The sequence below is a fragment of the Acinetobacter sp. GRABPA_MV_2 genome, from assembly GCF_056725885.1.
This window is the reverse complement of the sequence record NZ_JBWZNA010000005.1, coordinates 104,253-131,022: the sequence shown is the minus strand read 5'-3', so window position 1 is coordinate 131,022 and position 26,770 is coordinate 104,253. Positions and strand designations below refer to the sequence as shown.

At 39.0% G+C, this 26,770-nt stretch carries 34 protein-coding genes, 3 tRNA genes and 1 pseudogene; 19 read left to right on the top strand and 19 right to left on the bottom strand.

Annotation, left to right across the window (positions count from 1 at the left end; all coding sequences use genetic code 11):
* Positions 1 to 358 precede the first annotated feature (358 nt).
* The 4 genes and pseudogenes from ACXM0J_RS06740 (at position 359) to ACXM0J_RS06725 (ending at position 3,035) form a co-directional block, all read left to right on the top strand.
* Positions 359 to 910, top strand: a complete 552-nt coding sequence (locus tag ACXM0J_RS06740; RefSeq protein ID WP_479750356.1) for a TetR/AcrR family transcriptional regulator — start codon at positions 359 to 361, stop codon at positions 908 to 910.
* Between the two features lie 188 nt (positions 911 to 1,098).
* Complete coding sequence (locus ACXM0J_RS06735; RefSeq protein WP_086264756.1) at positions 1,099 to 1,662, top strand: tetratricopeptide repeat protein; 564 nt, start codon at positions 1,099 to 1,101, stop codon at positions 1,660 to 1,662.
* Positions 1,663 to 1,752: 90 nt separating this feature from the next.
* Complete coding sequence (locus ACXM0J_RS06730; protein WP_086264757.1) at positions 1,753 to 2,109, top strand: hypothetical protein; 357 nt, start codon at positions 1,753 to 1,755, stop codon at positions 2,107 to 2,109.
* 44 nt (positions 2,110 to 2,153) lie between these two features.
* A pseudogene (locus tag ACXM0J_RS06725) lies at positions 2,154 to 3,035 on the top strand (hypothetical protein).
* A gap of 61 nt (positions 3,036 to 3,096) precedes the next feature.
* Here ACXM0J_RS06725 and ACXM0J_RS06720 read toward each other — a convergent pair.
* The gene (locus tag ACXM0J_RS06720) at positions 3,097 to 3,315 is read right to left on the bottom strand and encodes a DUF6500 family protein (RefSeq protein WP_086264758.1); all 219 of its coding nucleotides are present in this window, start codon (positions 3,313 to 3,315) and stop codon (positions 3,097 to 3,099) included.
* A gap of 27 nt (positions 3,316 to 3,342) precedes the next feature.
* Positions 3,343 to 3,678: a winged helix-turn-helix transcriptional regulator gene (locus ACXM0J_RS06715; RefSeq protein WP_086264759.1), complete on the bottom strand. Its 336-nt coding sequence runs from the start codon at positions 3,676 to 3,678 to the stop codon at positions 3,343 to 3,345.
* A 116-nt stretch (positions 3,679 to 3,794) separates the two neighbouring features.
* Here ACXM0J_RS06715 and ACXM0J_RS06710 point away from each other — a divergent pair, with 116 nt between their 5' ends.
* Both ACXM0J_RS06710 and ACXM0J_RS06705 read left to right on the top strand, forming a co-directional pair.
* Positions 3,795 to 4,352: an NAD(P)H-dependent oxidoreductase gene (locus tag ACXM0J_RS06710; RefSeq protein WP_068613980.1), complete on the top strand. Its 558-nt coding sequence runs from the start codon at positions 3,795 to 3,797 to the stop codon at positions 4,350 to 4,352.
* A 150-nt stretch (positions 4,353 to 4,502) separates the two neighbouring features.
* Positions 4,503 to 4,844 carry a DHCW motif cupin fold protein gene (locus tag ACXM0J_RS06705; RefSeq protein ID WP_001017481.1) on the top strand — a complete coding sequence of 114 codons (342 nt, stop codon included), beginning with the start codon at positions 4,503 to 4,505 and terminating at the stop codon, positions 4,842 to 4,844.
* A gap of 78 nt (positions 4,845 to 4,922) precedes the next feature.
* On the opposite strand, the gene ACXM0J_RS06700 is transcribed toward ACXM0J_RS06705, so the two are convergent.
* A tRNA-Ser gene (locus ACXM0J_RS06700) sits at positions 4,923 to 5,012 on the bottom strand.
* A 122-nt stretch (positions 5,013 to 5,134) separates the two neighbouring features.
* Here ACXM0J_RS06700 and ACXM0J_RS06695 point away from each other — a divergent pair.
* Positions 5,135 to 7,015: a potassium transporter Kup gene (locus ACXM0J_RS06695; RefSeq protein ID WP_086264760.1), complete on the top strand. Its 1,881-nt coding sequence runs from the start codon at positions 5,135 to 5,137 to the stop codon at positions 7,013 to 7,015.
* Between the two features lie 55 nt (positions 7,016 to 7,070).
* Here the strand turns inward: ACXM0J_RS06695 and ACXM0J_RS06690 are convergent, their stop codons facing one another.
* Entirely contained in the window at positions 7,071 to 7,472 is a 402-nt protein-coding gene (locus tag ACXM0J_RS06690) for a hypothetical protein (RefSeq protein WP_086264761.1), read from the bottom strand.
* 255 nt (positions 7,473 to 7,727) lie between these two features.
* Here ACXM0J_RS06690 and ACXM0J_RS06685 point away from each other — a divergent pair, with 255 nt between their 5' ends.
* The 3 genes from ACXM0J_RS06685 to ACXM0J_RS06675 all read left to right on the top strand — a co-directional run bounded on the left by ACXM0J_RS06685 (position 7,728) and on the right by ACXM0J_RS06675 (position 9,793).
* Positions 7,728 to 8,807, top strand: a complete 1,080-nt coding sequence (locus ACXM0J_RS06685) for a DNA/RNA non-specific endonuclease (protein WP_199964070.1) — start codon at positions 7,728 to 7,730, stop codon at positions 8,805 to 8,807.
* 98 nt (positions 8,808 to 8,905) lie between these two features.
* Positions 8,906 to 9,505 carry a LysE family translocator gene (locus ACXM0J_RS06680; RefSeq protein WP_199964071.1) on the top strand — a complete coding sequence of 200 codons (600 nt, stop codon included), beginning with the start codon at positions 8,906 to 8,908 and terminating at the stop codon, positions 9,503 to 9,505.
* A 45-nt stretch (positions 9,506 to 9,550) separates the two neighbouring features.
* On the top strand, positions 9,551 to 9,793 hold the full coding sequence (locus ACXM0J_RS06675; RefSeq protein WP_000476055.1) for a hypothetical protein: 243 nt from the start codon (positions 9,551 to 9,553) through the stop codon (positions 9,791 to 9,793).
* A gap of 10 nt (positions 9,794 to 9,803) precedes the next feature.
* On the opposite strand, the gene ACXM0J_RS06670 is transcribed toward ACXM0J_RS06675, so the two are convergent.
* The 3 genes from ACXM0J_RS06670 to ACXM0J_RS06660 all read right to left on the bottom strand — a co-directional run bounded on the left by ACXM0J_RS06670 (position 9,804) and on the right by ACXM0J_RS06660 (position 11,836).
* Positions 9,804 to 9,968, bottom strand: coding sequence for a hypothetical protein (locus ACXM0J_RS06670; protein WP_086264763.1), 165 nt, complete (start codon positions 9,966 to 9,968; stop codon positions 9,804 to 9,806).
* Between the two features lie 41 nt (positions 9,969 to 10,009).
* A complete protein-coding gene (aqpZ, locus tag ACXM0J_RS06665) occupies positions 10,010 to 10,699 on the bottom strand; it encodes an aquaporin Z (protein ID WP_078224946.1) in 690 nt (229 codons plus the stop codon).
* 132 nt (positions 10,700 to 10,831) lie between these two features.
* Positions 10,832 to 11,836, bottom strand: a complete 1,005-nt coding sequence (locus ACXM0J_RS06660; protein WP_086264764.1) for an AraC family transcriptional regulator — start codon at positions 11,834 to 11,836, stop codon at positions 10,832 to 10,834.
* A gap of 110 nt (positions 11,837 to 11,946) precedes the next feature.
* Between ACXM0J_RS06660 and ACXM0J_RS06655 the strand changes: the two genes are divergently transcribed.
* Positions 11,947 to 12,585 carry a hypothetical protein gene (locus tag ACXM0J_RS06655; RefSeq protein ID WP_078224948.1) on the top strand — a complete coding sequence of 213 codons (639 nt, stop codon included), beginning with the start codon at positions 11,947 to 11,949 and terminating at the stop codon, positions 12,583 to 12,585.
* Between the two features lie 41 nt (positions 12,586 to 12,626).
* Here the strand turns inward: ACXM0J_RS06655 and hisF are convergent, their stop codons facing one another.
* Positions 12,627 to 13,385 carry an imidazole glycerol phosphate synthase subunit HisF gene (hisF, locus tag ACXM0J_RS06650; RefSeq protein ID WP_044119127.1) on the bottom strand — a complete coding sequence of 253 codons (759 nt, stop codon included), beginning with the start codon at positions 13,383 to 13,385 and terminating at the stop codon, positions 12,627 to 12,629.
* 112 nt (positions 13,386 to 13,497) lie between these two features.
* Between hisF and ACXM0J_RS06645 the strand changes: the two genes are divergently transcribed.
* From ACXM0J_RS06645 to ACXM0J_RS06630, 4 genes are read left to right on the top strand one after another with little or no spacing between them, the layout of a single operon-like run.
* Positions 13,498 to 14,448, top strand: a complete 951-nt coding sequence (locus ACXM0J_RS06645; protein WP_086264765.1) for a homoserine kinase — start codon at positions 13,498 to 13,500, stop codon at positions 14,446 to 14,448.
* Positions 14,449 to 14,460: 12 nt separating this feature from the next.
* Complete coding sequence (locus tag ACXM0J_RS06640; RefSeq protein ID WP_069141278.1) at positions 14,461 to 15,090, top strand: DUF1294 domain-containing protein; 630 nt, start codon at positions 14,461 to 14,463, stop codon at positions 15,088 to 15,090.
* Positions 15,091 to 15,126: 36 nt separating this feature from the next.
* A complete protein-coding gene (locus ACXM0J_RS06635; RefSeq protein WP_005300857.1) occupies positions 15,127 to 15,519 on the top strand; it encodes a DUF4870 family protein in 393 nt (130 codons plus the stop codon).
* 3 nt (positions 15,520 to 15,522) lie between these two features.
* Positions 15,523 to 15,828, top strand: a complete 306-nt coding sequence (locus ACXM0J_RS06630) for an antibiotic biosynthesis monooxygenase family protein (protein ID WP_086264766.1) — start codon at positions 15,523 to 15,525, stop codon at positions 15,826 to 15,828.
* A gap of 35 nt (positions 15,829 to 15,863) precedes the next feature.
* On the opposite strand, the gene ACXM0J_RS06625 is transcribed toward ACXM0J_RS06630, so the two are convergent.
* A complete protein-coding gene (locus ACXM0J_RS06625) occupies positions 15,864 to 16,766 on the bottom strand; it encodes a DMT family transporter (RefSeq protein WP_086264767.1) in 903 nt (300 codons plus the stop codon).
* Between the two features lie 97 nt (positions 16,767 to 16,863).
* Between ACXM0J_RS06625 and ACXM0J_RS06620 the strand changes: the two genes are divergently transcribed.
* Positions 16,864 to 17,415: a helix-turn-helix domain-containing protein gene (locus ACXM0J_RS06620; protein WP_199964072.1), complete on the top strand. Its 552-nt coding sequence runs from the start codon at positions 16,864 to 16,866 to the stop codon at positions 17,413 to 17,415.
* A gap of 68 nt (positions 17,416 to 17,483) precedes the next feature.
* On the opposite strand, the gene hisA is transcribed toward ACXM0J_RS06620, so the two are convergent.
* The 5 genes from hisA to hisB form a co-directional block, all read right to left on the bottom strand.
* Positions 17,484 to 18,215 carry a 1-(5-phosphoribosyl)-5-[(5-phosphoribosylamino)methylideneamino]imidazole-4-carboxamide isomerase gene (hisA, locus tag ACXM0J_RS06615; protein ID WP_000905538.1) on the bottom strand — a complete coding sequence of 244 codons (732 nt, stop codon included), beginning with the start codon at positions 18,213 to 18,215 and terminating at the stop codon, positions 17,484 to 17,486.
* Between the two features lie 94 nt (positions 18,216 to 18,309).
* Positions 18,310 to 18,951: a 3'-5' exonuclease gene (locus ACXM0J_RS06610; protein ID WP_086264769.1), complete on the bottom strand. Its 642-nt coding sequence runs from the start codon at positions 18,949 to 18,951 to the stop codon at positions 18,310 to 18,312.
* 86 nt (positions 18,952 to 19,037) lie between these two features.
* Positions 19,038 to 19,586 (bottom strand): DUF805 domain-containing protein, encoded by a 549-nt coding sequence (locus ACXM0J_RS06605; protein WP_086264770.1) that lies wholly within the window; start codon positions 19,584 to 19,586, stop codon positions 19,038 to 19,040.
* A 151-nt stretch (positions 19,587 to 19,737) separates the two neighbouring features.
* The gene (gene hisH, locus ACXM0J_RS06600) at positions 19,738 to 20,355 is read right to left on the bottom strand and encodes an imidazole glycerol phosphate synthase subunit HisH (protein ID WP_086264771.1); all 618 of its coding nucleotides are present in this window, start codon (positions 20,353 to 20,355) and stop codon (positions 19,738 to 19,740) included.
* Positions 20,355 to 20,948 carry an imidazoleglycerol-phosphate dehydratase HisB gene (gene hisB, locus ACXM0J_RS06595; RefSeq protein WP_002116767.1) on the bottom strand — a complete coding sequence of 198 codons (594 nt, stop codon included), beginning with the start codon at positions 20,946 to 20,948 and terminating at the stop codon, positions 20,355 to 20,357. Before hisB ends, hisH begins: the two co-directional genes overlap by 1 nt.
* A gap of 102 nt (positions 20,949 to 21,050) precedes the next feature.
* Between hisB and ACXM0J_RS06590 the strand changes: the two genes are divergently transcribed.
* The 3 genes from ACXM0J_RS06590 (at position 21,051) to ACXM0J_RS06580 (ending at position 21,818) form a co-directional block, all read left to right on the top strand.
* Positions 21,051 to 21,434 carry a GNAT family N-acetyltransferase gene (locus ACXM0J_RS06590; protein WP_002116928.1) on the top strand — a complete coding sequence of 128 codons (384 nt, stop codon included), beginning with the start codon at positions 21,051 to 21,053 and terminating at the stop codon, positions 21,432 to 21,434.
* A gap of 106 nt (positions 21,435 to 21,540) precedes the next feature.
* Positions 21,541 to 21,616: transfer RNA gene (locus ACXM0J_RS06585), tRNA-Phe, on the top strand.
* 126 nt (positions 21,617 to 21,742) lie between these two features.
* A tRNA-Phe gene (locus ACXM0J_RS06580) sits at positions 21,743 to 21,818 on the top strand.
* A 168-nt stretch (positions 21,819 to 21,986) separates the two neighbouring features.
* On the opposite strand, the gene ACXM0J_RS06575 is transcribed toward ACXM0J_RS06580, so the two are convergent.
* The 5 genes from ACXM0J_RS06575 to ompR form a co-directional block, all read right to left on the bottom strand.
* Positions 21,987 to 22,418: a GNAT family acetyltransferase gene (locus tag ACXM0J_RS06575; protein WP_002116887.1), complete on the bottom strand. Its 432-nt coding sequence runs from the start codon at positions 22,416 to 22,418 to the stop codon at positions 21,987 to 21,989.
* Between the two features lie 130 nt (positions 22,419 to 22,548).
* Positions 22,549 to 24,063, bottom strand: a complete 1,515-nt coding sequence (locus ACXM0J_RS06570; RefSeq protein ID WP_002116671.1) for an acetyl-CoA hydrolase/transferase family protein — start codon at positions 24,061 to 24,063, stop codon at positions 22,549 to 22,551.
* Between the two features lie 35 nt (positions 24,064 to 24,098).
* Positions 24,099 to 24,221: a hypothetical protein gene (locus ACXM0J_RS06565; protein ID WP_086264772.1), complete on the bottom strand. Its 123-nt coding sequence runs from the start codon at positions 24,219 to 24,221 to the stop codon at positions 24,099 to 24,101.
* Positions 24,222 to 24,254: 33 nt separating this feature from the next.
* The gene (locus ACXM0J_RS06560; protein ID WP_086264773.1) at positions 24,255 to 25,712 is read right to left on the bottom strand and encodes an ATP-binding protein; all 1,458 of its coding nucleotides are present in this window, start codon (positions 25,710 to 25,712) and stop codon (positions 24,255 to 24,257) included.
* 17 nt (positions 25,713 to 25,729) lie between these two features.
* Positions 25,730 to 26,494 (bottom strand): osmolarity response regulator transcription factor OmpR, encoded by a 765-nt coding sequence (gene ompR, locus ACXM0J_RS06555; RefSeq protein ID WP_000060753.1) that lies wholly within the window; start codon positions 26,492 to 26,494, stop codon positions 25,730 to 25,732.
* Positions 26,495 to 26,770 lie beyond the last annotated feature (276 nt).

Here is a 26,770-nt window from a genome sequence, read left to right as displayed (position 1 = left end):
TTCTTGTGTGTCAGTCTGTCAACCTTCTCTCGTTCTACCACCATCATTTGACAGTGATCGGGTAGAACTCCTTTACACACAAGGAGTCCGCACATGCGCACTATTTCATCTCTCTCATTGGCAACCATTGCCAAAATCTTTGACTCTATACCCAACTGGTCTTTAAAACGGTTTAACCGACTCTAGGTTTTAAGCCATAGGTCATTACGACTAAAAAATCATAGCAACAATAAAACCTGAGATAGGCGAGCACACCTTTTTGTGCGGCTTTTGCATGCCTGTTTTTAGCGCTCAATTTAAGAGTGACGGCATTCCTATCTCTTTTATTTACAACAAAAAATTATTTTAAACGGTATACATGAAAAATTTAGAAGCTTCCTTTCGAGCGACGCGAGCGCTATACACAGCAGCAGAGTTATTTAAACAACATGGCTTCAACAAGGTCGGGGTGGACCGAATTGTTCGCGAGGCCAAAATGACTAAAGCCACCTTTTACAACTACTTTCACTCCAAAGAAAGACTGATTGAAATGTGTTTGTTGGTTCAAAAGGAACAGTTAAAAGAAAAAGTGCGGTCGGTAAGCGAGGCTCGCCAATATCCAGATTTGGTTCATCAACTCAGGCAAATTTACCTTTTACATGCTGACCTAAAAGGTGCCTATTACCTTTTGTTTAAAGCGATTTTTGAAATTAAAAAGCTTTATCCAAATGCCTATCAAACTGCACTCAGATATAGGCGCTGGCTTAAAAATGAAATTTTTTGGGTACTGAGGGAATCTAAAAAAAGAGCCACATATGAAGAGTCTGATATTTTTGTATTTATGATTGATGGCGCGATTTTTGGACTTTTATGTTCAGATCAGGCAAAGGACAGAGATACATTGCTTGAGTATTTTTTAAGGCGGGTTTGATGGAGGGAAGGCCCGACGGGAGTTGGGCTTTAGCGTAATTAAAAAGAAATTTTAAATAGCAAACAGATTAAAGATAAATATTTTCGCTATACGAGAGGTTATTATTTAATTCATTAAATTTAAATAGCTCTCATATATTATTGATTAATTATAAAGGTTAGAAAAAACTATTTTATTTAAGGTTAGACATGAATAACTTCAAAATTCTTTTCATTACTATAGGACTAATGTTTTCAATGAATTTATTTGCTAATCCAATGTTCTCAGATGACCTATTAAAGAGAGCTACAAATGGCGATACATCAGCTCAACTAGAGTTAGCAGATGTTTATATATATGGATGGGGTATCGAAGAGAATGAAACTCAAGCGGAATACTGGGCAACTAAATCAGCCGAAAGCGGTAATGTAAAAGCAATGCAATGGCTCGGTGAGGGATATGCGACTTACGCTGGTCTTGTTGGAGATATGGATCCAACAGATGCTGATGAACATTATAAAAAAGCTTTTAAGTGGTTTTCCAAAGGAACTCAACTAAATGATGCAGATTGTATGGTTGGTTTAGCTAACTTATATAGTAACGGTGACGGAGTTGAGAAGGATACTAAAAAAGCCTTAGAGCTACGTAAAAAAGCTGCTGCTCTTGGTAATAAAGAGGCTATGAGAGATATTGCCTTTATGTATAAATATGGATTGGGCGTAGAGAAAAATTTAGAGACTGCAAAATTTTGGAGTGAGAAAGGAAAGATTTAATAGTTTTATATTTTATATCGAGTTCCATTTTATTTGAGAATGGAAAGACCTAAATCTCTAGTTTTAGGTCTTTAAAAAGGAAAGTTTCTAATGAAGCATAAATTAATAATTATTTTTTCAATTATTTTTGTACTTATAGGTTGTGGAAAGAAATATAAAATTTCTCCTGAGAGTTTACCTGTCGCTCATATTAATCAAGAATACCAACAAATTATTAAGATTTCTGGAGGAAAGGTTATAGATAAATACGCTGAATTAGAAACAAATATTCCAGAAAATCTAGGCGTTACCGTTAAACCTGTTGATGACTTGGATGGATATAATGTTATACAAATCAAAGGAACCCCTAAACACAAAGGAGAATATAGAATTCATATAAGAGCTGATTTCTATGCAGGTGGTGGTGCTGAAATTGACAAGACATATAGCTTTATTGTTCAGGATTAAAAATTATCGCAGAGTCGGGAAATAGCAAAGTAGAGAAGTTGGTAATGACGGTAAAATTTAAACAATATTTCCTAATCTTTATTTTTGGATTATTACTTTCCGCTTGTCAGCCAACATCAGAACATAATGAGAATTTGACTTTGAATCAGCAAGCCTACACTTTGCATATGGGTGAACAAGGTATTCAAGATTTTTCAAAATATAGTGATGGCAATGTAGATAATCATCCAGCTGGTGTTAGCTTTAGAGAACTTCAATTTTCTCCTCCTAATTTAGGAAAATTAATTATAGATAATGGTCCTAACAGTTTGTTAATAGAGCATGTTTTCTCTGTACTAGGTACTCAATATGACAAAAATGAAGGGATCCAAGTTTTAGATATTGATGCTGGCCTCACAAAAGAAGAATTTGCTACCCCAGAGCAGGTTTATCAAAGCTATGTAGCTTTAATGAAACGTATTAATCAGGCTGGTTGGAAAAACTATTTCTTTACAGATGCTCCGCGTATCGCTAAAGAAGATAATATTAAGCATCTATCGAAAAGTCGTGATGTCATTGACCCGAGTTATATTTTTAGCTTTGAGGAGTGGAAAAATATAATAAACAACAGCCCGACAAAATCATTGGGTTATAGGTTGTATGCTAATGGGGTTATTTTAGATATCAGTTTAAAAAGAACAGCTAAGAATGAGCGGAATGAAGAATAATATATGCTTAGATTTAGCTTTCAGAGTGTGCGATACAATGAAAGAGACTCAATTCCTGACTCTGATAAAATGACATCTAGTGAATTCGAGCAAGCGTTTAAAAAAAGATTAATTGAAAATAAAAAATATCGGGAAAAGGAAGAAAGAAAAGCTAAGGCTGAGGGTTATCATATCGATGAAGAATATATAGATCCTGATGTTTGGCCTTATGTTAAGTAATTAATTTTTAAGTTTAAAATAATGAAAAGGCTTAAATTTAAGCCTTTTCGAATAACTCTAATTACCGCTCATTTAAAACCAACTGTTTAATCTTAACTGCCTTCTCGAAGTGATCTAGCTTGTGTACCATAATCCACCAATGCGCTGCTTCCATCAGTAACTCAGGGTTATCATTCTTATTTTTAAAAAAAGCATAAAAAGATAGACCGACATTGTCTCCCTTCTTTTCAATTTTCTCGTCGCATCCCTTAATAAAAATTTCTCTTAATTCATTTCTCATATTTAGTATCACTTCAAGTCTATAAAATTAAGAATTCATATTCCGCTCGCCCCAATCACACATCATATCTAACAAAGGAATTAAAGATTGTCCTTTTTCTGAAAGTCGATACTCAACCTTTGGCGGAATTTGAGGATATTCCTTGCGTGTAATCAGTCCATCTCTTTCCAATTCTTTAAGTGTATTGCTGAGTGTTCTAAACGAAATATTACCAATGCAGCGTTGCATCTCATTAAAACGCATGACATTTTTTTCATACAGCCAGTACATAATAATCATTTTATATTTGCCATTAATTAAAGAAAGAGTGTATCCAAAACCTGTTTCTTCTAATGGCGTATGTGATGGAACGCATTCAGTCATTTTTAAAATCCACACAATATTTTAGTATAGTATATAACACAAATTACCGTACTTATATTTAGGAAAGCACACTTCTATAATCGATTTATCAACTTTTCGATAAGAGTGTTTTCATAATGAAAAAGACATTAGTCATTGTTACTCATCCCCACATAGACCAGTCTGTTGTAAATAAAAGATGGGTAGAGGAACTAGAAAAACACCCAGACCAATTTACAGTTCACCAAATTTATCAAGCCTACCCAGATGGGGTGATTGATGTTGCCAAAGAGCAAGCGCTGGTCGAAGAACACGAAAATTTAGTTTTTCAATTTCCAGTGTATTGGTTTAACTGCCCGCCGCTTCTGAAACAATGGCTTGATGAAGTTTTGACTTATGGTTGGGCGTATGGTTCAACAGGTGACAAGCTTAAAAATAAGAAATTTATGTTGGCTGTGTCTGCTGGTGTAAAAGAAAAAGTTTATTCAGAGTATGGTGAATATAAGCTTTCTTTAGAGCAGATTTTTACTCCATTTAAGCTAACAGCTTTATATATTGGAGCGGACTATCAACCACTTCATGCATTTTATGGTTTAGATACCAATCCATCAGAAGATGATGATATTCCGACGCACCAAGATATAGAAAATAATGCGATTGAGTATGTTCAGAAGTTATTAGCGTTGTCTGAGTAATTTTTAAGGTAGGGAGGCCTAAGCGTGAGAGTTTGGGTCTTTTAAAAGTGAAAAATAGTTTTGCTATCTTTCTGATTTTCGATAAGTCATTTGCAAAAATCAAATTTGTCTATAAGTTGAAAATACAATAATACGTCTTTGGAAAAAATTATGAATATCGCGCCTTTTCCATTTCAAATTACAAACTGGGAAGAAATTGAAGTCACTGAATATAGCGGTGAAACTGGAAAAGCTTATTGGAAAACTCAATTTTTTGGTGAAGAAACAAATAAAATTAGAGTAAGACTTGTCGAGTACTCAGCAAACTACTTGGCTGACCATTGGTGTGAAAAAGGGCACATACTATTTTGCCTAGAAGGTGAGCTAGAAAGTAGATTGAAAGACGGACGAACATTTACTTTAACGTCAGGCATGAGTTATCAAGTAGGAGATAATTCAGAGCCACACCAGTCTTTTAGCCTGAATGGTGCGAAGTTACTTATTGTTGATTAGATTGTCTTTATTTAGATTTATTAAAAAAGTGCAATAAAAAAGACCTAAATCAAAACGATTTAGGTCTTTTTTGAATTCTGGCGGTGAGAGAGGGATTCGAACCCTCGATACGCGCAAACGTATACACACTTTCCAGGCGTGCTCCTTCAGCCACTCGGACACCTCACCAAGGCGTGCGATAGTAACTAAAAAAACGAGTTCTGCCAAGTTGTAGTCAAACAGATTTGCAGAAAAACTTTTTAGCTAGTGATAATATTGCGGCATACAACGTTCTATTTTGAAGACAACATATGCAAAGCACTGCAAAAAAAGCCGGATTGTCAGTGATGACACTGGCAGCCTTAGGGGTGGTCTTTGGAGACATTGGAACAAGTCCATTGTATGCCATACGTGAGTGTTTCAGAACGGGGCATATGCCAATTAACGAAGCATCTGTTTTAGGTATATTGTCACTGATTTTTTGGTGTATGAATTTAAGTATCAGCTATAAATATGTTTCCGTAATTATGCGTGCTGATAACAATGGTGAAGGGGGGATCATATCGCTGTTGGCGTTAAATCTTCGCTCTACAGTCTTTTCAGATAAAAATAAGATCTATCTCATTGCCCTTGGTTTTATTGGCGCATCCTTATTTTTTGGCGATGGAATCATTACACCTGCAATTTCTGTACTCTCTGCGATTGAAGGTTTGAGTTTAATTACACCTGCTTTAGATCAATGGCTAGTTCCAATTGCATTAGGAATTTTAACCGCACTGTTTATGGTACAGCGACATGGTACAGCGACAATGGGGAAATTCTTTGGTCCAATTACCTTACTTTGGTTTATTTCTATCGGCTTGATTGGTCTATGGAGTATTATCCAAACACCATATGTATTGATGATGATAAATCCATACTGGGCACTGAATTTCGTGTTTGAACAACCAGCCGTTGCTTTTATCACCATGGGTGCTGTTGTACTGACGATGACAGGTGGCGAGGCGCTATATGCTGATATGGGACACTTTGGACGTATGCCAATTAAATTGGCATGGTTCATTATTGTATTACCATGTCTATTGTTGAATTATGCGGGTCAAGGCGCATTGTTATTGCGTAATCCTCAAGCGATTGAAAATCCATTCTATATTTTAGTTCCAGAATGGGCTTTGTTCCCGATGATTGGATTAGCCACAGCTGCGGCAGTGATTGCTTCACAAGCCGTGATTACAGGTGTATTTTCGGTTGCTAATCAGGCAATTCAATTGCGTTATTTACCTCGATTGACAGTTCACCATACATCGGACGTAGAGCAAGGGCAGATTTATCTACCTTTTATTAATTGGGTATTATTTATTTCTGTCTTGATTCTGATTTTACTTTTTGAAAGTAGTGCAGAGCTTGCTAGTGCATATGGTGTCGCGGTTACCATGACCATGTTATGTGGTACGATTTTAATCTCAACATTGGCTTATGGGGTTTGGCGTTGGGCGTGGTGGAAAGTCGCATTATTTACTATTCCATTCTTATTCCTTGATTTAGTTTTTGTTACATCAACATCGCTTAAAATTTTAGCTGGTGGATGGGTGCCAATTCTAATAGGTGTCGTGGTTTATACGATTTTGATGACATGGAAACGTGGGCGTGAAATCGTATATAAGCGTATGGAAACCAATGCATTACCGATCGATTTATTCATAAAAAGCATTGGGATGAGTAAAGAGACACATTTTGTTCCTGGTGAAGCAATCTTTTTAACAGGTACTCCAAATATTGTTCCACATGCAATGTTGCATAATATTAAACATAATAAAGTGCTGCACAATCGTAATGTAATGCTCACGGTATATACTCAGGATATTCCTTATGTAGCTGCGGCTGACCGCTTAAAAGTAGAGAAACTTGATGATCATTTCTATCGCATCTTTGTTTACTATGGTTTTAAGGATCAACCGAATATTCCAAATGCTTTGGAACAAGCTTATAAAGAGCTAGATTTTGAATTTGATATGATGCAAATGAGTTTCTTTATTTCAAGAGACCGTATTGTGCATACAGTGGGTGAAGGTATGTCTCCATGGAGAGAGAAACTATTTATCTCTATGCAGCGTAATACTAGTCCAGTGAGTGATTTCTACCAAATTCCAACCAACCGTGTGGTTGAGTTAGGTAGCCAAATCGAAATATAAAAACTGATGTAATAAAAAAACCAAGACAGATGTCTTGGTTTTTTTATGGCTCTGATTATTGAGCTTGTTGCATTGGTGCATCTGCTGGTAAAGCACCATCTTTTGCCATCGGATCTGCCGACTGATTTGGAGCTGCCGGAGGCGGTGGTGTGTTTGGATCTTGTGGCGCTGGAGGCGCTTGATTTGGTGCAGGTGGTACTGCATCAGTTGGTGCTGCTGGTGGCGCCATTTCACCACCTGTAGGCGCTGCATTTGTTGGTGCAGCAGAAACTTGCTGTACTTGTCCGCTATTGACTAAATCGCTAATAGAACCAGGTTGGCCATTTACAGTGGTAGTAACTTTCACTTTAGACAAACTTTCTAAAGTATCTCCTGGCTGGACTGCTGGCTCAGCTAATGCTGCCATACTACACAATCCTGTGATTACGCCAATACCAATAATCTTTGAATGGATCATTAAGTGGACTCCGATTATATTTTTATCCAAATTTGTGGAGCTAACCATGTCATAAGCCATAAGTGCTTTTCAACGAAAGATACGCAATTGACGTAATTCAATAGCCAAAGCCTCTCATAATTCCAACAGATTGTTACGTAAGGGGAAATAGAGTTACAAAAAAGATGACCATGTTTTAACCATATGAAAGATAAGAGATATACTTAAAAAAGCAGGATTGTTAAGCTGCGTCTGGACAGTAGTATTGATAGAAACATGGCAAGTAAAAAACGCAGTAAAGGCAAAAATTCATTCTCTCTAAGTGAGCATTTTGGCAAGATTATTCTTGCTTGTATTGCAGCCGGAAGCTTTGCAATTGCTTTCGGTAGTGAAAAGATTTCGCAGTGGTTTTCGCCTTTAAGTACTAACTCGACTTGTCTTAACCAGTTTTATCGAGAAGTTCCGCCTGCTTTAAATAAAGACAGTCTAAAAAAAGACAGCTATCCACTGTGCTTTAACGGTTTTAATGTCCTCTATTCAGGCATTTCTAAAACACCATTATGGTCGGCTGAGCATTTAAATGCAGAACGTTTGAGTGTCAAAATTAAACGTGAAGATAACTTCCATGAAGAAACGCGTGTTCCTCAAAAGCATCGGGCACTGTTAAGTGACTATCGCGGTTCAGGCTATGACCGTGGGCATATGGCACCTAATGGTGATATGTCAAATAAAGAATCCCAATCTGATAGTTTCTCGCTCAGTAACATGGTGCCGCAAGCACCAAAAAATAACCAAGAAGTCTGGCGTAAGCTCGAAGAAGCGACCCGTGCTATTGCCACTAAACAAAAACAAGATGTTTATGTGGTGACAGGCCCTGTTTTTGAAGGCAAACGTCTTAAAACGATTGGGCAGGGTGTGATTGTACCAACCGCAGTTTATAAAGCGGTCTATATGCCAAAAACTGGCGCGATCGGGGCTTATTACGCACCTAACAATAACTCTCTACAAGTAAAAGTCGTGAGTGTTTGCTACCTTGAGGAGCGCTTAGGCGTTAACCTATTCCCGCAATTAACCGAGCAACAAAAGCGTAATGTCTATCGCCTACCTTTAACAGCGAGTCAAGTTAAGGCAAATCAAAAGTTAGACTATTTACACTGGGATGGTGAAAGTCAGTGTGAACAAGACTTAAATGCCGAACAAATTCAAGCGTTACAAGACCAGTTTAAAAAGCAAAAAAGTGGCTCTACAGAACCGATGGAAGCAAAAGTTCCAACGATTGACGAAGAAACACGCCAAGCTATTGTGAAGCAACTGGTTGAAGCATTGGTGAACTACTTCTTGCAAATAATGAAATAAGCAGCTTTTTTTGATTGTTATTGCAACATCGTAATTATTTAAAATAGAATCCATAGACAGATCTGTCTATGGATTCTATTTTAATAAGGACAATAACAATGTTTGCCTCGATGTTTCTTTTTTCATTTGCAATGTCTATTACCCCAGGCCCAGTCAATACTGTCATTTTATCGACCAGTTTAAATCATGGTTTAAAAAGATCGATTCCCTATATTTCAGGGGCCACGATTGGTTTTACCTTACTTTTAATTTTTATGGCATTTGGTCTTCAGAGTTTATTAACTCAGTTTCCTGTTGTATTAAAAATTCTTGCAGTTTGTGGAACGCTATTTGTTTGTTATATCGGGATTAAAATTATTCTTTCTGCTGCAAATATTTCTATTTCCAATGTTCCTGCAGAGCAAATGATTATTCCTAATTTTAAAGATGGTTTCTTGTTACAGTGGCTGAATCCCAAAGCGTGGTTGGCTTGTGTGTCAGGCATTACCATGTTTACTAGCATTGAAAACCCAGAGTCGTTGCCGATCTTTATCGTTATTTATTTTTTCACTTGCTACGCGTGTTTGTTCTTTTGGGGACTATGTGGTGATAAATTTTCAGTGGTGCTTAATCAGGGCAACCGGTTGAAATATTTTAATATCTTAATGGGCGCTTTCTTAATTTTATCGGCACTTTTAATTTTGATCGATTTTTTTTAAATTGATCGTATTACACTGTGAATATATAACAACGAGACAACACATATGTTTAAGCCATTTGAAAAGGGTACAGAGTCTTCATCAATTGAAGATTTAACATTAGAAAATGATGTCGATTGCGTCAGTATTTATGGCAATTTGCAAATTACCAAAGACAAAGTCGGGTTAGAACAGGCAAAGGCTTTACAGAGCTTTTTAAACGATGTAGTTGCAGCTTTGGAAAAAGAAGAATTACCTGAGAAAATTGAACGTCCAGCTGAACAAGAAATTAATAATCCGTTTTTATAATTTATGCATGCTATGCGTGATGTTTAGCATGGTCATGTTGCAATACAGTCTTTAATACCACGTTAAATTTTATTAATTGTGTATAGACATTTTTTACTTTTGAAAGCCCAAAAGTAAACAAAAGGCTTTGTTGATCAGAGGGTACATCCATGTACCCCTGCTCAACAGGTGACATCCATGTCACCCTCCGCGATAGTAGATTGAGTCTAGGTAAAGTTAATCTTTATCTCCAGCAACCACCTTATAAATAATTGCCCCAATCACAGCCCCTAAAATCGGCGCCACCCAGAACAACCACAACTGACTTAATGCAGCCGTTTCAGCAAAGAACGCAACACCTGTACTACGTGCAGGGTTTACCGAAGTGTTCGTGACTGGAATACTGATTAAGTGAATGAGTGTTAAGCCTAAACCAATCGCAATAGGAGCGAAGCCAGCAGGCGCGCGGCGATCGGTTGCACCTAAAATAATGATTAAGAAGAAAGCTGTAAGTACTACTTCAATAATGAAAGCTGAACTTAAGCCAAACTTGTTTGGTGATAAATCTCCAAAACCATTTGAAGCAAAACCACCAACACCACTAAAGCCTGCTTGGCCTTGAGCAATAATATAGAGAACAAATGCAGCAGCAGTTGCACCGACCACTTGAGCAACGATATAGGGAATTAAATCTTTAACATCAAAGCGGCCACCGACCCAAAGGCCAACACTTACCGCGGGATTAAAATGTCCACCTGAGATATGCCCTAGAGCATAAGCACCTGTGAGTACGGTTAAACCAAAGGCAAGGGCTACACCTGCAAAGCCAATACCAAGTTCAGGGAAAGCTGCGGCTAATACTGCGCTACCACAACCACCAAAGACTAGCCAAAACGTACCTAGAAATTCAGCAAAATATTTATTCATTGTGATTACTCATCTATTTAATCTATTTTAATTAATGTGAAATACGTCACAGAAATTTGAAGCATGTGACTATATGAAATTTTTGTTTTCAGTGTTGTTTTAATCAAGAAAAGATTTGTAAGTTTTGGTAGGTTATTCTTTGTTTAAAAGTTGATCTCTCCATTGTTGCGGTGTTTGATGAGTCCAATGTTTAAATGCTCTCTGGAAGGCACTTTGTTCTGAATAACAAAGCAAAAGCGCAATCTCTTGTAGGCTTAAATGTGGGTTTTTTAAATACTCGGTTGCAAGCATAAATCGCACTTGCTGAACGCGTTCCTGAAAGGTGGTGCCTTGTTGCTGTAAGTGTCTTTGGAGTTGTCGAATTGACAGACCTAATTGAGCAGCAATATGTTCAATTTGATATTGATTCTTTTGTAGACCAGTCAAAATCGAATGCTGTAAACGCTGATCAAGTTGGGTCGAATTTGGTAATTGTTCTAAAAGTGCTTGTGCTTGCTGAACCAATAGTTGCTGTAAGGTGTGGTCGGCGCTGCTAAGTGGCTTATGAATTTCTGTAATTGGAATGAGTAACTCTGTACGCGGCTGGCTAAAACGAACGGGACATTGAAAATATTGTTCATAGACTCTGATATTTTTAGGGGCAGCATTTAAGAAACGCACTTCATGTAAATGCACGTCTTCATGAGACATAAAAAGACGTAAGAACTGAATCACCAACGCAATCGCGATTTCATCGGTAAGCTGGGTAGGGTGTAGCTCGGTCGCTTCCCAGCGAATAGAACCATACCGCCCCTGTAGCTCAACCACTAAAGGGCTACCGTCATAAATCAGACGATGAAAATCATGATAGCGAATTAAGGCTTCACCTAAGTTATCGCAAGAGAGCGCGAGATAGGCAATAATCCCTAAGTGTTTGGGTTGTACATATTTGGCAATTTCTAGCCCTAAACCCGGCTTCGGGTCTAGTTTATAAATCACTTCTAATAGGTCACGCCAAACCACATAGTCAAATCGTTCCAGATTTTGAATTTGTTCTAATTGTTCTGGAATAGCTAATTCATTGGCTTCGCAATAAGCTTTTAAAAGATGCCCCAGTCCTCCATACACTGAGCCTGTATAATTTTTTAGTTGTGGCATCCCTAACCACCTCTTTCTTGTCGTGATTTGTCAATGAAACCATTAATTCTGGTCAATACCTAGCATAACGAATTTTATATGCTGAATAAAAAGAAAAAAGGAGTTAGGTGATGTTAAAAGGGTTTATTGCAGGAATTGCAGTTGCGAATGCATTTGAATGGGTAGCGCACAAATATATTTTACATGGTGTACACCGTGCTGGAAAACCACGTTATAGCCCAGTGCCAAAAAGCATGGAATCTCATTGGGCACACCATCGTGAAGTCCGCAAACAACAATTTCATGATGATTGCTATGTGGAAGGCGTGGGAAACTGGCGAACTAAAAATGAGTTAATTTCGCTTGCTGTGGTGGCAACCGTTTCAAGTGCAATTTTTTACCCTTTTTCAAAAGGTATGGCACTCGCAGCTTGGTACAGTGCTGGAAATTATTATTATATTCATCGCCGTGCACATTTAGAGCCTGACTGGGCAAAGCGTAAAATTCCATGGCATTACGACCACCATATGAACTCTAATCAAGACGCTAATTGGTGTGTGACCAAACCTTGGTTTGACTATGTAATGGGAACACGGGTGGTGTCGTCGGCAGATTTAAAAGAACAAAATCCTTTGGGTATACGGTTACCTACTGCGCTTGCTAGACCATTGTCTCAAGCTATAGAAAAAATTTTTCCTGCAAAATGGGTCGAGAAAAAAGAAAAGCCTCAATTGGTTAGTGACATAAATGCGGTAGATGGCGCTGCATAAAAAAATAAAGGGGCATGTCGCCCCTTTAAATATCAATAAGTTTACAAGCGCATTTCGATGCCTTGTTCAGCTAAATATTGTTTAGCTTCTGGAATGGTGAACTGACCAAAGTGGAAAATACTTGCTGCCAATACTGCATCGGCACCACCTTGTAAAATACCGTCTGCAAGATGTTGTAAGTTGCCCACACCACCTGAAGCGATCGTTGGAATGGTAACGCGGTCATTAATGGCACGCATTAACGCAATATCATAACCCGCTTTAGTACCGTCGGCATCCATACTGGTAATTAGTAATTCGCCCGCACCATAGTCAGCCATTTTTACAGCCCATTCAATGGCATCAATACCTGTTGGTTTACGTCCACCGTGAGTAAAGATTTCCCATTTGTTATCGCCAGTTTTTTTGGCATCAATCGCAACCACAATGCATTGTGCGCCAAAGTGCTGAGAAGCTTCTTGAACAAATTCCGGATTAAATACGGCAGCCGAGTTAATACTCACTTTATCTGCACCTGCATTTAATAACGCACGAATATCTTCAACCTTACGTACACCACCACCGACAGTTAATGGCACAAATACAGTCTCGGCCATACGCTCAACAGTACGGTAAGTGGTATCGCGTCCATGATGTGTAGCGGTAATGTCTAAGAAAGTAATTTCGTCTGCACCTTGTTCGTTATAGCGACGTGCCACTTCAACAGGGTCGCCAGCATCACGAATATCGAGGAATTGAACGCCTTTAACTACGCGTCCGTTATCAACGTCTAGGCAAGGAATAATACGTTTAGCAAGCATAGCTTTTTCCAAAAATAATCGCCGTTGGTGAAAGTTCCTACACAGGCGCTACACCTTCATGGAGGGAAGAGGTATTCTATCAAACTTCACAGATGTTTTTTGCAGGTTTTCCATGTCGGTTTATACCCCGTTGAGTTTAGATGAAGTTCGCACCTTTGCTGCACCTTATGGATTAGAGGTGTTGGAGCTGAACCCAATTCAGGGAGGTATTCAAAACACCAATTATTTTCTGGTTGATGTAAACCGCAAACAATATGTACTCACCGTATTTGAAGAGTTAGATGCACAAGGTGCAGGCGAACTCATTCCTGTGCTTGAGCAATTAGGTACTCATGATGTACCCGTTGCCGTGCCATTAAAGCACAGTGGCCAAGCGGTTCATGTGATTGCAGACAAGCCTGCACAAATTGCACCACGTTTAATGGGGCACCATCCCATGCAAACTACAGTAGCTCAAGTTGCTGCAATTGCAGATGCACAGGCGAAGTTACATGTAGCTTTACAAGATTTTCCGCTTGAACGTGAATATCGCCGTGATCATCAATATTGGACAGGTGTTGCAGAGCAGCTTAAACCAAGCATGACTCAAGATGACCAAACTTTACTTGAGCAGGTCTATCAAGCTTTTAATGCGAAAACAGCGCAGTATTCAAATCGACCAACAGGTTTTATTCACTCTGATTTGTTCCGTGACAATACCTTGTTTGAAGGTGAGCAATTACAAGGTATCCTAGATTTTTATGAGTTAAATCAAGATGAACTGCTATTTGATATTGCGATTACTATCAATGATTTTTGTACCGAATATCCAGCAGCACACTTAAACTCAGACAAAGTCGCAGCTTACTTAGCGGCATACCAAAAAGTTCGTGCGCTTACAACAGATGAGCTAGCATGTTTAGATGTATTCTTGGCAATGGCAGCATGCCGTTTTTGGTCAATGCGTTTGCAAGTTGCTCAAAAAAATAAAGAAGAAGGACGTACCGGTGATGACATTTTGCAAAAAGACCCGCAAGAAATGCGAGCAATGATGCAAGATCGTTTAAGCCATGTAAAAGCATAAAAGGGAATGAAGATGCGAGATCAGGGGCGTTTAGTCGAATGGTTCGACGAAAAAGGATATGGCTTTATTCAGCCAGATGATGCTGAAAAAGAGCGAGTCTTTTTGCATATCAAAGATTTTGCACGCCCCGGACCTCGGCCAATTATTGGCTGTGCACTGGAATATCGGGTGATTCTCGACGAAAGAGGCCGTTTTCGTGCTCAGCAGGTCACTTATTTAAAGGCATCTCAAACTCGGAAAGCTTCAAAAACTGCAAAAGCAGAATCTTCATTTCAAGCCAGCCCGTTGTCTGTAATGCAAATGGGGATTGTGTTTTATTTCGTTTTAATGGGCATTATGAGTTTTATTCATGTTCTGCCAGCTTATACTTTATTGTTCGTCTTAATGATGAATGTGTTGAGTTATTGGCTTTATTCACAAGACAAAGAAGCCGCACAATTAGGTAATCGCCGTGTACCTGAACAAACATTGCACATTGTTAGCTTTCTAGGAGGTTGGCCAGCTGCATGGTGGGCACAACAAAAACTGAGACATAAAACACAAAAACAACCCTTTCGTAAGATTTATTTTTGTACCATATTCTTTCATTTACTTTTGATTTTGTGGCTAATTTCTCCCTTAAATGTATTGCGTGGCTCATAAAAGTAAATCGTTTTATTAAACTTGAGAGGTATAAAAATGAATAGTTCTATCGACCAAGATCCAAATCGTACTTTAACACTTATTTTATATGTACTTTATATTGTTGCCATTTTTACAGGCGGCTTACTTGCGGTTATTGCTTTAATTATTAACTACGTAAAACGTTCTGATGTACAAGGCTCGATTTTTGCGAGCCACTTTACATGGCAAATCAGAACATTCTGGTGGTATCTCGCTTGGAATATTATTGCCTTTTTGCCGTTTATTTTCTTGTTCTTTACGGGCGAAAATACTGACCTATTTGCAGGCGTTGCCATTTCATCGACCGTATTCTGTGTGGGTGTAATTGGTGCTGCATGGATTTGGATTGTATATCGTGCAATTCGTGGATTGATTGCGTTAAATGATAACCGTCCGATGTATCAATAAATCATGATTATTGAACATGTGTATCTGAGTATAAAGTCTGGGCAAAGTGAAGCATTTCTTAAAGCATTCGAGCAGGCTAAACATATTGTTTATCCAATGGAAGGCTTTAATGCTGTCCAATTGATTAAGCATGCAAAAGATCCCCATCATTATATTTTAATGATTTTCTGGGATGAAATTGAAAACCATACAGAAGGGTTTAGAAAGTCTGAGGCTTATCAGGAATGGAAGACTTTGCTCCATCCATTTTATGACCCAATGCCGACGGTTGAGTACTATCAACCGTGTACGTTATTGAAGAAAAAATGATAGATAGTAAAAAAGAGAGCATTAAGCTCTCTTTTTTATTCTTGAACACTTTTATTTTTCTTAATCGGCAGTTTAATTTTTAACTCACTGATTAAAACACCTAAGACCACTAACGCACCCCCAAAAAGGGCAATCAATGGCAAACGCTCACCGGCAATTCTGCCAATAATGCCCGCCCAAACGGGTTCGCCTGCATAGATAATTGCAGCGCGTGAAGGATCAACCACACGTTGAGCCCAGTTCATAACAAATTGAATGAGCGCACTCGCTAAACCTAATGCAACAGCAATGAGTACTAGGGGCCATGAAAATGCAGGAATCGTATGTTCACCTACCATAGGCATGATGGCGAAAGAAAGTAGAGACGCCACACCAAGTTGAATGATTGTGACACGGCGTAAATTTACCTTTCCGGCAAAGTAGCTAATAAAAATAATTTCTAAAGCAATCGCAAAGGCGCCGAGTACTGTTAAAAGCTGTCCAAAACTTAAGGAAATTTGCTTAAAGCCATTTCCCGTCAATAAAACAAGACCAGTAAAAGCCAGAGCTGCTCCCACCCAAGTCATGATGTGTGGAGTTTTTCTAAAGATGAGCCACATTAAAATAGGAACAAGTGGAACATATAGCGCTGTTAAAAATGCTGATTCACTACTCGGAATGGTTTGTAGGCCAATGGTCTGGGTGCCGTATCCTGCCGCAATCACAAGACCAATCGCGCAACCCGCACCTAAGTCTTTTAACGTAACACCTTTCATACTTTTTAATGAAATAAGAAGCAAAGTAAGAGCCGCGACAGCAAAACGGCAACCTACAAAAAACATAGGCGATGAAAAATTCAGTGCATACTGCACAGTAAGAAATGTTCCACCCCAAATGATCGTAATCAAAATGAGTGCTAACTGTGGGGCTTTGCTTGAACTCAGAGAAATTGGCGACATACTCAAATTAATATTAATTGTGCAATATACTGCACATATTGCGCTATTCTTTTGTTTTGTGCAATATATTGCTCAAATTTTCTTATTGATCCATTCTATGAGCCAGTCGAGTACCGTTTTACAGCACGTAGGCACAAATATTCGTTCCTTAAGAGATGAGCGAGATTTGAGCCAGCAAGATTTGGCAGATCAGGCCGGAGTCAGTAGACGTACCATTGCTGCTTTGGAAACAGGGCAAGTCAATATTAGCTTAGCTAAACTCGATGCAATTGCGGCAGTGTTGGGCGTCGATTTTAGAACGATTGTGAGTGCACCTGAGCACAAAGAACAAGCTTTGGTCAATGCACTGGCTTGGCAAGGTGAAAAAGAAGAAAGCAGAGCAACCTTACTCGCTTCAGTTCCATCTCGTTCCCAAGTTGAACTTTGGATATGGTCCTTGGCTGTAGGGGAGTCTTACGTTGCGGAAGCAGATGCAGATGGATGGCAGGAAATTATTTACGTACTAGAAGGTGAATTGACCATACAATTTACTGACAGCAAAAAAATAATATCTGCTGGTTCGTCTTTTATTTTTGAAAGTTCTGTTACTTATACCTATATCAATAGTGGTAACCAAGTGCTTAAATTTACTCGTAATGTGGTGTATTGATTTGGAATATATTTTCATGACAGCAATAAAAAAGAGCCTAAAGCGGCTCTTTTTTTACATCTTAAAAATTAAAGACGGTTTTCATCCAACAAAAGCTGAGCTTCACGAAGATTTAAAGTACCTTCATAAATTGCGCGGCCTGTAATCGCACCTAAAATGCCCGGTTGGCCTTTTAAGTTACGAACGTCATCAAGGTTGGTTACACCACCAGAAGCAATTACTGGTAAACCTGAGTATTGAGCCAAGTTTACAGTTTGCTCAACATTTACACCTTGCATCATGCCGTCACGTGCAATGTCCGTGTAAACAATGCTAGACACGCCCGCATCTGCAAAGCGTTTCGCTAAATCAGTTGCTTTCACATCAGTAACGTTTGCCCAGCCATCAGTTGCAACCATACCATTCATGGCATCAATACCAACAATGATGTGACCAGCAAAGCGTTTACAAGCTTCTTCTACAAATTCAGGCTCTTGAACTGCTTTAGTACCGATAATGACAAAAGTCACACCAGCTTCTAAATAGTGTTCAATCGTTTCTAATGAGCGAATACCACCGCCAATTTGAATTGGTAATTCTGGCTGAGCTTTAGCAATCGCTTCAACAACAGGCTTATGAATAGGCGTACCTGCGAAAGCACCATTCAAATCAACCAAATGCAAACGGCGCGCACCTTCATTTACCCAATGCTGGGCAGTTGCAACCGGATCGTCAGAGAAAACGGTATCGTCTTCCATACGCCCTTGTTTTAAACGCACACATTTACCATCTTTCAGGTCAATTGCTGGAATGATTAGCATGCTTCCGCTCCTTGCTTCATCATGATTATGAAATTGTGCACATCTTAGCAAAGTATTGATCAATCGCTAAGCCTTAGAAAAGACTTTTATTACTTTACGCCTGAAGCACGGTTTGAATCGTTTGTGAAATGTGGGCGGGTAATAGTTTTTGGTTTCTGAGTTCTTCAAATACCAGTAATGCAGCATAAGCATCAGCGGCGGCATAATTTATTTGCTGAGATGTAAGTGGCTTTCGTGCCCAGTTTGAAGTCCCGACTTTTTTCGACTTTGCCAGATATTGTCCAAATAACAGTGCTACCGCTTTTTGTAGACCGATCTGCTGTTTAAAACCAAAGTGACTAAATCCTTTGGCAAGGTCAACACAACTTTCTAGCTCTATGCCTTTTTTATGAAAAATGTGCTTATCATTTTTAAGGCCAAAGCCAACTTTAATTTGTTTTTGGTTAGATAAAATGGGCTGCAAGAATTTTAAAGTCGATGAATTAACATGAAATAAATAGGCTTTTTGTGCTGTAGCAAGTTGAATCAAGTGTGGCCCAGTTGAGATTTCACCCACTTTAAATGTAGGTTTAGACTCAGAATCAAATCCCAAAATTGCAGCGTTTTTTAATTCTTCTTCAATATTTTTGCATTGCTCAAAATTTTCAATCACCACAATATTATGGTGGTTAAGATTTTCAAAAGGAGGAAGCTGCTGAATAGAGGCTTTATCAAGGAGGGCAACGGCTTCGGACATATTTAATAGCGTACAAATGAATTGGGCTATTTACTTTATATATGAATAAAGCCTAGAGGACTAGGCTTTATGAATGTCTTTAAAAATTATTGAGATTGAGAAGGTGTACCAATGACCACACTTTCGCTTTTCTCAACATAGCCTTCATAGGTCGGAGCCATGATTGTAGCAACAATGGCAAAAACAAAAGCAAGTGGAATTAGGACAATATAAATCCAGCCTAAAACGCGTTCCCAACCAGGGGTAGGGCGCTGCGGACCATAATCATTATTGCCTTCCGTACCTTTTGCCGCAAAGAGATAAATCATAAAAATGAGGTTTACGGCAGGGATCAGCATCAGTAACGATAGCCATCCTGTATTATTGCGGTCATGCAAACGGCGGATGGTAAATACAAAGCTTATATAGAGGCAAACAATATAAAGAATGGCGATAACAATCATGCCTGCCGTAGAAAGGCCTGTTAGTTCCTGACTAGATGTAAATCCAAAAGTAAAAGCGATGATGACAACAGCGATACCGATCACGAGTGAAAATAAGAATGTCCAAGCAGCATAAGAGAGTCGTCCAAAACGACCACTAGCTTTAAAGGGTGAATCTTGTTGAAGTGGCTGATTTTCAAAAGGTGAATTCATTTTGTTTTCCTGATCATTTGGTTTTATTTAAAAGTATAAATATTCAATATTTTGTTGAATAAAATATCATTCTATAAATGATTAGTTGTTATTATAAATAAAAAAAAAGATCAGGCCATCTCGACCTGATCTTTTTCAGTTTTGAATCAGATTAAATATTCCATTCCACAAAGTTTTTAAGTAACTGCAAACCAGCAGTATGACTTTTCTCTGGGTGGAATTGAGTCGCGAATAAATTATCTTTGTGAATGGCTGTGCAGAAATTCACACCATACTCACATGTGGCGGCAACTAAGCTTTCATCTTTTGGTTCGACATAGTAGCTATGTACAAAGTAGAAGCGAGCATCTTGTTCGATGTTGTTCCACATTGGATGGCTTGGGTCCATTTGGTGAACTTGGTTCCAGCCCATGTGTGGTACTTTTAAACCTTCCATTTGAGGGAAATGTTTTACTACGCCGTCAAAAATACCTAATGCGTCTACACCGCCATTTTCTTCAGAACTTTGTAGTAATGCTTGCATGCCTACGCAAATCGCAAGAACAGGTTTATTAAAAGCGGCTTTACGTACTACTTCATCGATACCTGCTTCACGCATACCTTGCATGCAGTCACGCATTGCACCAACGCCCGGAAAAACAATTTTGTCAGCTTGTGCAATTAACTTTGGGTCATTGGTTACATCGACTGTTGCACCTACATGCTCAAGTGCTTTAGCTGCTGAGTGTAGATTGCCCATGCCATAATCAAGCAATGCGATACGTGTCATTAGAGGCTACCTTTTGTCGATGCAATCGTGTTTTCTGCACGTGGATCAACTTCACATGCCATACGTAAAGCACGAGCAAGTGCTTTAAAAACACTTTCGATTTGATGATGGCTATTTTTACCTTTTAAGTTATCGATGTGTAAGGTCATAAGCGCATGGTTTACGAAGCCTTGGAAAAACTCGGAAAATAAATCGACATCAAAGGTACCGATGCGTGCACGGGTAAATGGAATATCCATGAATAAACCTGGACGACCAGATAAATCTACGACAACACGAGATAAAGCTTCGTCTAATGGTGCGTAAAAATGACCATAGCGTTTTAAACCTTTTTTATCGCCCAAAGCTTGTGCAAAAGCTTGTCCAAGCGTGATACCACAGTCTTCTACGGTGTGGTGATCATCAATCTCAAGGTCTCCGTCACAATGAATATCGATATCAAATAAGCCATGTCGCTTGATTTGATCAATCATATGGTCTAAAAATGGAACTCCAGTGTTTAGTGTGCCTTGACCAGTACCGTCGAGATTTAAACGAACTCGAATTTTGGTTTCATTGGTATTTCTAACCACTTCACTGATACGTTGCGTCATGGACACGTTCCTCAAAAAACGTCAAAAATGATTGGATGTTAACGACAATTTCGCTGTGACGAATTCGTGACAGCATCATAGTTTGCTCAGGAGGGTTAATCAATGCCTATTACCGTACATGCTTATAGTTCTCTAGATAATTCAGAGATCCGCGATCAGCTTGAGCGACTGTATGATACAAGTCCGGAGTTTGGTGACGGGCACGATGCGATTGAACAACTTGAACAAGATTTACAACAGTATACCACGCTATACACTGCCGAATTTAACACCAAAATTATAGGTGCAATTTGGTCTTCAGGACAAGGCGAAAGCAAGGTTCTTGAATATATTGTTGTGCACCCTGCTAACCGTGGTCGTGGGGTAGCTGAGCGCTTAGTTGAAGAAGCTTGCCGCATAGAAGAGTCAAAAGGTGTTAAAACTTTTGAGCCAGGCTGTGGCGCGATTCATCGCTGTTTGGCTCACATTGGTAAACTACATCACTAAAAATTTCTATTATTTTGTAGTTGTGATTTAAAAATAATCACTTGTTACAAAAAACGCGGAAGTTGCTTGACGTCTTCTTATAAACATTGTTTAATACGCCCACTTCGGCGTGATAGCTCAGTAGGTAGAGCAACGGATTGAAAATCCGTGTGTCCCCAGTTCGATCCTGGGTCTCGCCACCATTATTTGTGTTTTCAATCCCTGATCCCATCAGGGATTTTTTTTAAGTATAAAAAATACTCATTTAAATCAGAAACTCAGGATAATTGTTGACTATTGTTCTGAGATACGGCTTAATACAGGCCATCGGCGTGATAGCTCAGTAGGTAGAGCAACGGATTGAAAATCCGTGTGTCCCCAGTTCGATCCTGGGTCTCGCCACCATATTCAAAAAAGCCCCATACATAATGTATGGGGCTTTTTTCATGCCTGTTTATTTAATAATAAGATTAAGACTTTACCTGTGTATAAATCTCATTTTATCCACAAGCAAAGAGGGTTATCCCCAATATCGCCTTAAGTTTTTAAAAATGGCTCAACCGAAACGTGGTTCTAATCATGAGAACTATCACGAATAAGTCGTTTTCCTAAGCACACGGCTTCTACCTCGTCATAGCCAAGTTGTTCGTAAAAATTCAATACATTCAAATTGTCTTTACGGACTAATAATTGAAGCTTTGGGCAGCCACGAGCAATGAGACGCTTCTCAAGCTGCTGAACAAGCGCTGTAGCGATTCCTAAGCGTTGTTGGTGGGGGTGAACAGCCAAATAGTTAATCCAGCCTCTATGGCCGTCGTAGCCGCCCATAAGCGTACCAATCAGTTGCTCATCTTTAATAGCAACCAAAAACAAATCATCCTGTTGTGAGACTTTCCTGAAAATATCGGTTTCCGGATTATTCCAAGGGCGGGTCAGTCCACAGCTTTCCCATAAAATAACGACATCATCCAGATCTGCATTTGTAAATTGACGAATAATAAACATATGGATTTCTACTTTTTGTTTTGATGTGCTCAAAAGATAAAATAAAAATTCGAGCTTGAGCAGTTTTTTATTAATAATTTAAACAAATAAAAAAGCACCCCCGAAGGAGTGCTTGGATTCAACCAGTGATTTAAGCTGATTTTGCAACTGGTGCTGCTTGAAGCATTTGACCTGTTTCTTCGAAGTTTGCATGCCAAGACAATGCTTCACGAAGTAAGTGAGGGGTATGTCCACCTTTAGCACATGCACGGTCAAAGTAGTCATTTAATGCATCACGATAAAGTGGGTGTACACAATTATCGATAATTGCACGAGCGCGTTCACGAGGCGCTAAACCGCGTAAGTCAGCTAAACCTTGCTCTGTCACTAAAATATCAACGTCGTGTTCACTGTGATCAACGTGGCTCACCATTGGCACGATAGAAGAGATATCGCCGCCTTTAGCAATTGATTTGGTTACAAAGATCGCCAAGTGGGCGTTACGAGCGAAGTCACCTGAACCACCAATACCGTTCATCATTTTAGTGCCGCACACGTGAGTTGAGTTCACGTTACCGTAAATATCAAACTCAAGCGCAGTGTTAATGCCGATAATTCCTAAACGACGAACCAATTCAGGGTGGTTAGAAATTTCTTGTGGACGGAGCACTAATTTATCTTTGTAAGCTTCGATATTACCAAAAACTTTTTCGCCACATTTTGCAGAAAGGGTAATTGAGCTACCAGAAGCAAATTTCATTTTGCCTGCATCAATGAGTTCAAAAGTACAGTCTTGTAGTACTTCTGAGTACATGATGAGGTCTTCAAAATCAGAATCTTTTAAACCTGTTAGTACAGCGTTGGCAATAGAGCCAATTCCTGCTTGTAATGGACCAAGGTTTTTCGGTAAACGTCCTTCTGCAACTTCTTTATTAAAGAAAGCAATTAAGTGGTTTGCAATGCCTTGAGTCTCATCATCTGGAGGAGTTACTGTTGATGGTGAGTCATGTGTATCGTTAAATACAATACCTACAATTTTTGCAGGATCGATTTGGATTGCCGTTGTACCAATACGCTCATCCACTTTTGTTAATGGAATTGGAGTACGTGTTGGACGGTAAGTCGGAATATAGATGTCGTGTAAACCTTCAAAGCTTTCGCTTAAAGATGTGTTGATTTCAACAATAACTTTTTCGGCAAAAATAGCAAAGCTTGCAGAGTTACCTACAGAAGTTGTTGGAATAATGCCGCCATCTTCAGTAATCGCAATTGCTTCAATTACCGCAACGTCTGGACGTTTAAGTTGTTGGTTACGCATTTGCTCAACAGTTTCTGATAAATGTTGATCAATAAACATAACTTCGCCGTTGTTAATCGCACGACGTAAAGTGTTGTCTACCTGAAATGGCATACGACGAGATAAAACACCTGCTTCCGTGAGTTGTTTGTCTAAGTCATTACCTAAGCTAGCACCCGTAATTAACGTGATTTTTAACGGATTTTTCTTTGCATGTTCTACAAGTGCTTGTGGAACAGCTTTAGCTTCACCGGCACGAGTAAAACCACTCATACCAACGGTCATTCCATTTTCGATGAATTGCGCAGCTTGTTCAGCACTGATGACCTTGTCATGAAGAGAAGCTAGGCGAATACGACTTAAAGACATTGGACATCCTCAATATTGTCAAAACATACGGGATTTTAGCTATGAAAAATTGAAAAGTGCATAGGTGTTAGGCTAAGGTCTAATTTTGTAAATAAATGGCGGTATAAATTATATTTATAGTATTTATTTAATTGATTTTTATTGCTTTTATTTATCATTAAAACAAGGCTTTTAATTGCTGATTGATCAAATTAAAAGCGCTCACTTAAAGTTTGTTTTATTTTTTCCAATGGATTGGTTGAGGTATTTTCTTCGGTACTCGGTTTTGGAATTGGTAAAGAAATAATAACTTCTAGACCACCTTGTTCACGGTTATGAATTTGAATCTCGCCATGATGAATATCGACAATACGTTTAACAATAGCCAGCCCAAGACCACTACCTTGAATGGTTCTTGCTGAGTCTCCGCGAACAAAAGGTTGCATTAATTCTTCAATTTGATCTGCTGGAATGCCTTCACCATGATCGGCAACAGTAATTAAAATAGATTCATTTTCAACTTTTGCACTGAGCTCTATCGGTTCGGCACCATAGCGTTTTGCATTATTAATTAAGTTGGCAATCAATCTTTTTAAAGAAAGACTACGTGCCGGAATAATAGGTACATCCTGCATCTCGAATTGAATATCGAGAGGTTTAAATTGCACAACAAGTTCTTGCAAAAGCATGTTGATATTGGTGTCTTTCAACTCCTCATCTGAGCCATCGCGCATGTACGAAATGAACTGATTAAGAATTGCATCCATATCATCTACGTCATAAACCAAACCTTCACGCAAAAACTCATCAGGTAGCATCTCTGCTGTTAAACGTATGCGTGTAAGAGGAGTACGTAAATCATGTGAAATACCTGCCAACATAATACGTCGCTCACGCTCAGTCTGATCGAGTGTATAGACCATACGATTAAAGGCTTGGTTTACTTGACGAATTTCTAGTGGACCGTGATTGGTATCAAGGTATGGCGCTGTTCCGGATTTACTGTATTCATTGGCAGCATTCTGCAAACGACGCAGAGGGCGGTTCATCTGTCGAACCAAAATTAAAATAATGATAGCCGACAGTAATGGAACACCTACGACCCAACCCACTAAAAGTTCAGGACTATAGTTAGCATAGGTTTTTAAAGGCTCACGAACCCAGTTCCCATGCATTTCAGGTGTTTGAATCCAAATGCGTGGGCTCGGTTTAAACTGGAAGTAAACGGTAACATCTTTAGTCCCAATCTCATTTGCCAGCTTATTTTCAACGTGATTGGTAAAAAACTCGGCAATGACCTTTTCTCGGACACTTGGATATTCTTTGGGGTTGGTAACGTATTCAATACCGACTCGATTACGCAACCACGCATCAATATCTACTTCATTTTCACGATGAAAAATTCGTATATCAGGATTATTGACGAGCTCAAGCTCAACCGCAAGATAACGGGCGTGCTGTTGAATTTCAGGTAAATAAAGAGTGCGCCAAAAGAACCATAACGACATAAATAAGCTAAAGAACACCACCAGCAGTACCAGAATAGTGGTACGCATGGCAGCAGAACGTGGCTTTATTTTGTCGAGAAAACGTTCCCATCGAGTCCGTTTACGTTCTGAATAGGCAACGTAATCGGTAAAGTTCTGTGGGGCGATTGGTTCTAAACTCACTCTATTTTATCTCAAGCTTATTCAGCACCGTCCGGAACGAATACATAGCCTACACCCCATACAGTTTGGATGTAACGTGCACGTGCAGGGTTATCTTCAATTAAACGACGTAAACGAGAAACTTGAACGTCAATTGAACGTTCCATTGCACCCCATTCACGGCCACGCGCCAAGTTCATCAGTTTATCCCGTGTCAATGGTTCACGTGGGTGTTGTACTAATGCTTTTAATACTGCAAATTCGCCAGTTGTTAAGGTAACGATTTGTCCTTCACGTGTCAGCGTACGAGTAGACAAGTCTAGAGACCATGGACCAAAGCTTACAACTTCAACTTGTTGGCTTGGTGCACCCGGAACTTCGCGAACTTGGCGACGTAATACTGCACGGATACGTGCTAAAAGTTCATTTGGGTTAAATGGTTTTGGCAAGTAGTCATCTGCACCAGCTTCAAGACCTGCAATACGGTCTGAATCGCTACCACGTGCTGTTAACATGATGATTGGCGTATCAATATTTGATTGGCGCAAACGACGGCAAATACTTAAACCATCTTCAACCGGTAACATAAAGTCGAGTACGATAAGTGAAAATAACTCACGTTGTAATAGGCGGTCCATTTGCGAAGCATCGTGGGCAGTTTTTACAACAAAGCCTTTATCTTCCAAAAAACGTTGCAAGAGGGTACGTAAACGCACATCGTCATCGACCACTAAAATACGTTCGACACGATCCGTTTCGTTGTGTACGGTTTCAGGATGTTCAGCAGGTACAACTAAACTCATGATGTACTCCCTTTTAAAGTCATAATTTATATATTATTGGGTCGGATAGGCTTATTGCCAACAAGCCCTCAGTATAATGCCGATGTTCTTGTTTAGACTATGTATCAATTTGCTCAAAATTACAATTTTCAAGGTGGTTTGAAACCAAAAAACAACATCTTAAGCCCATAATTTAGCAAAGATAGATCTAAAACAACAAATAGTTAAATTTTCAATAAATTTCTAATCACTCAATAGTAATAACTAATTGTTTCAAATAAGTTATTTGAAATAAAT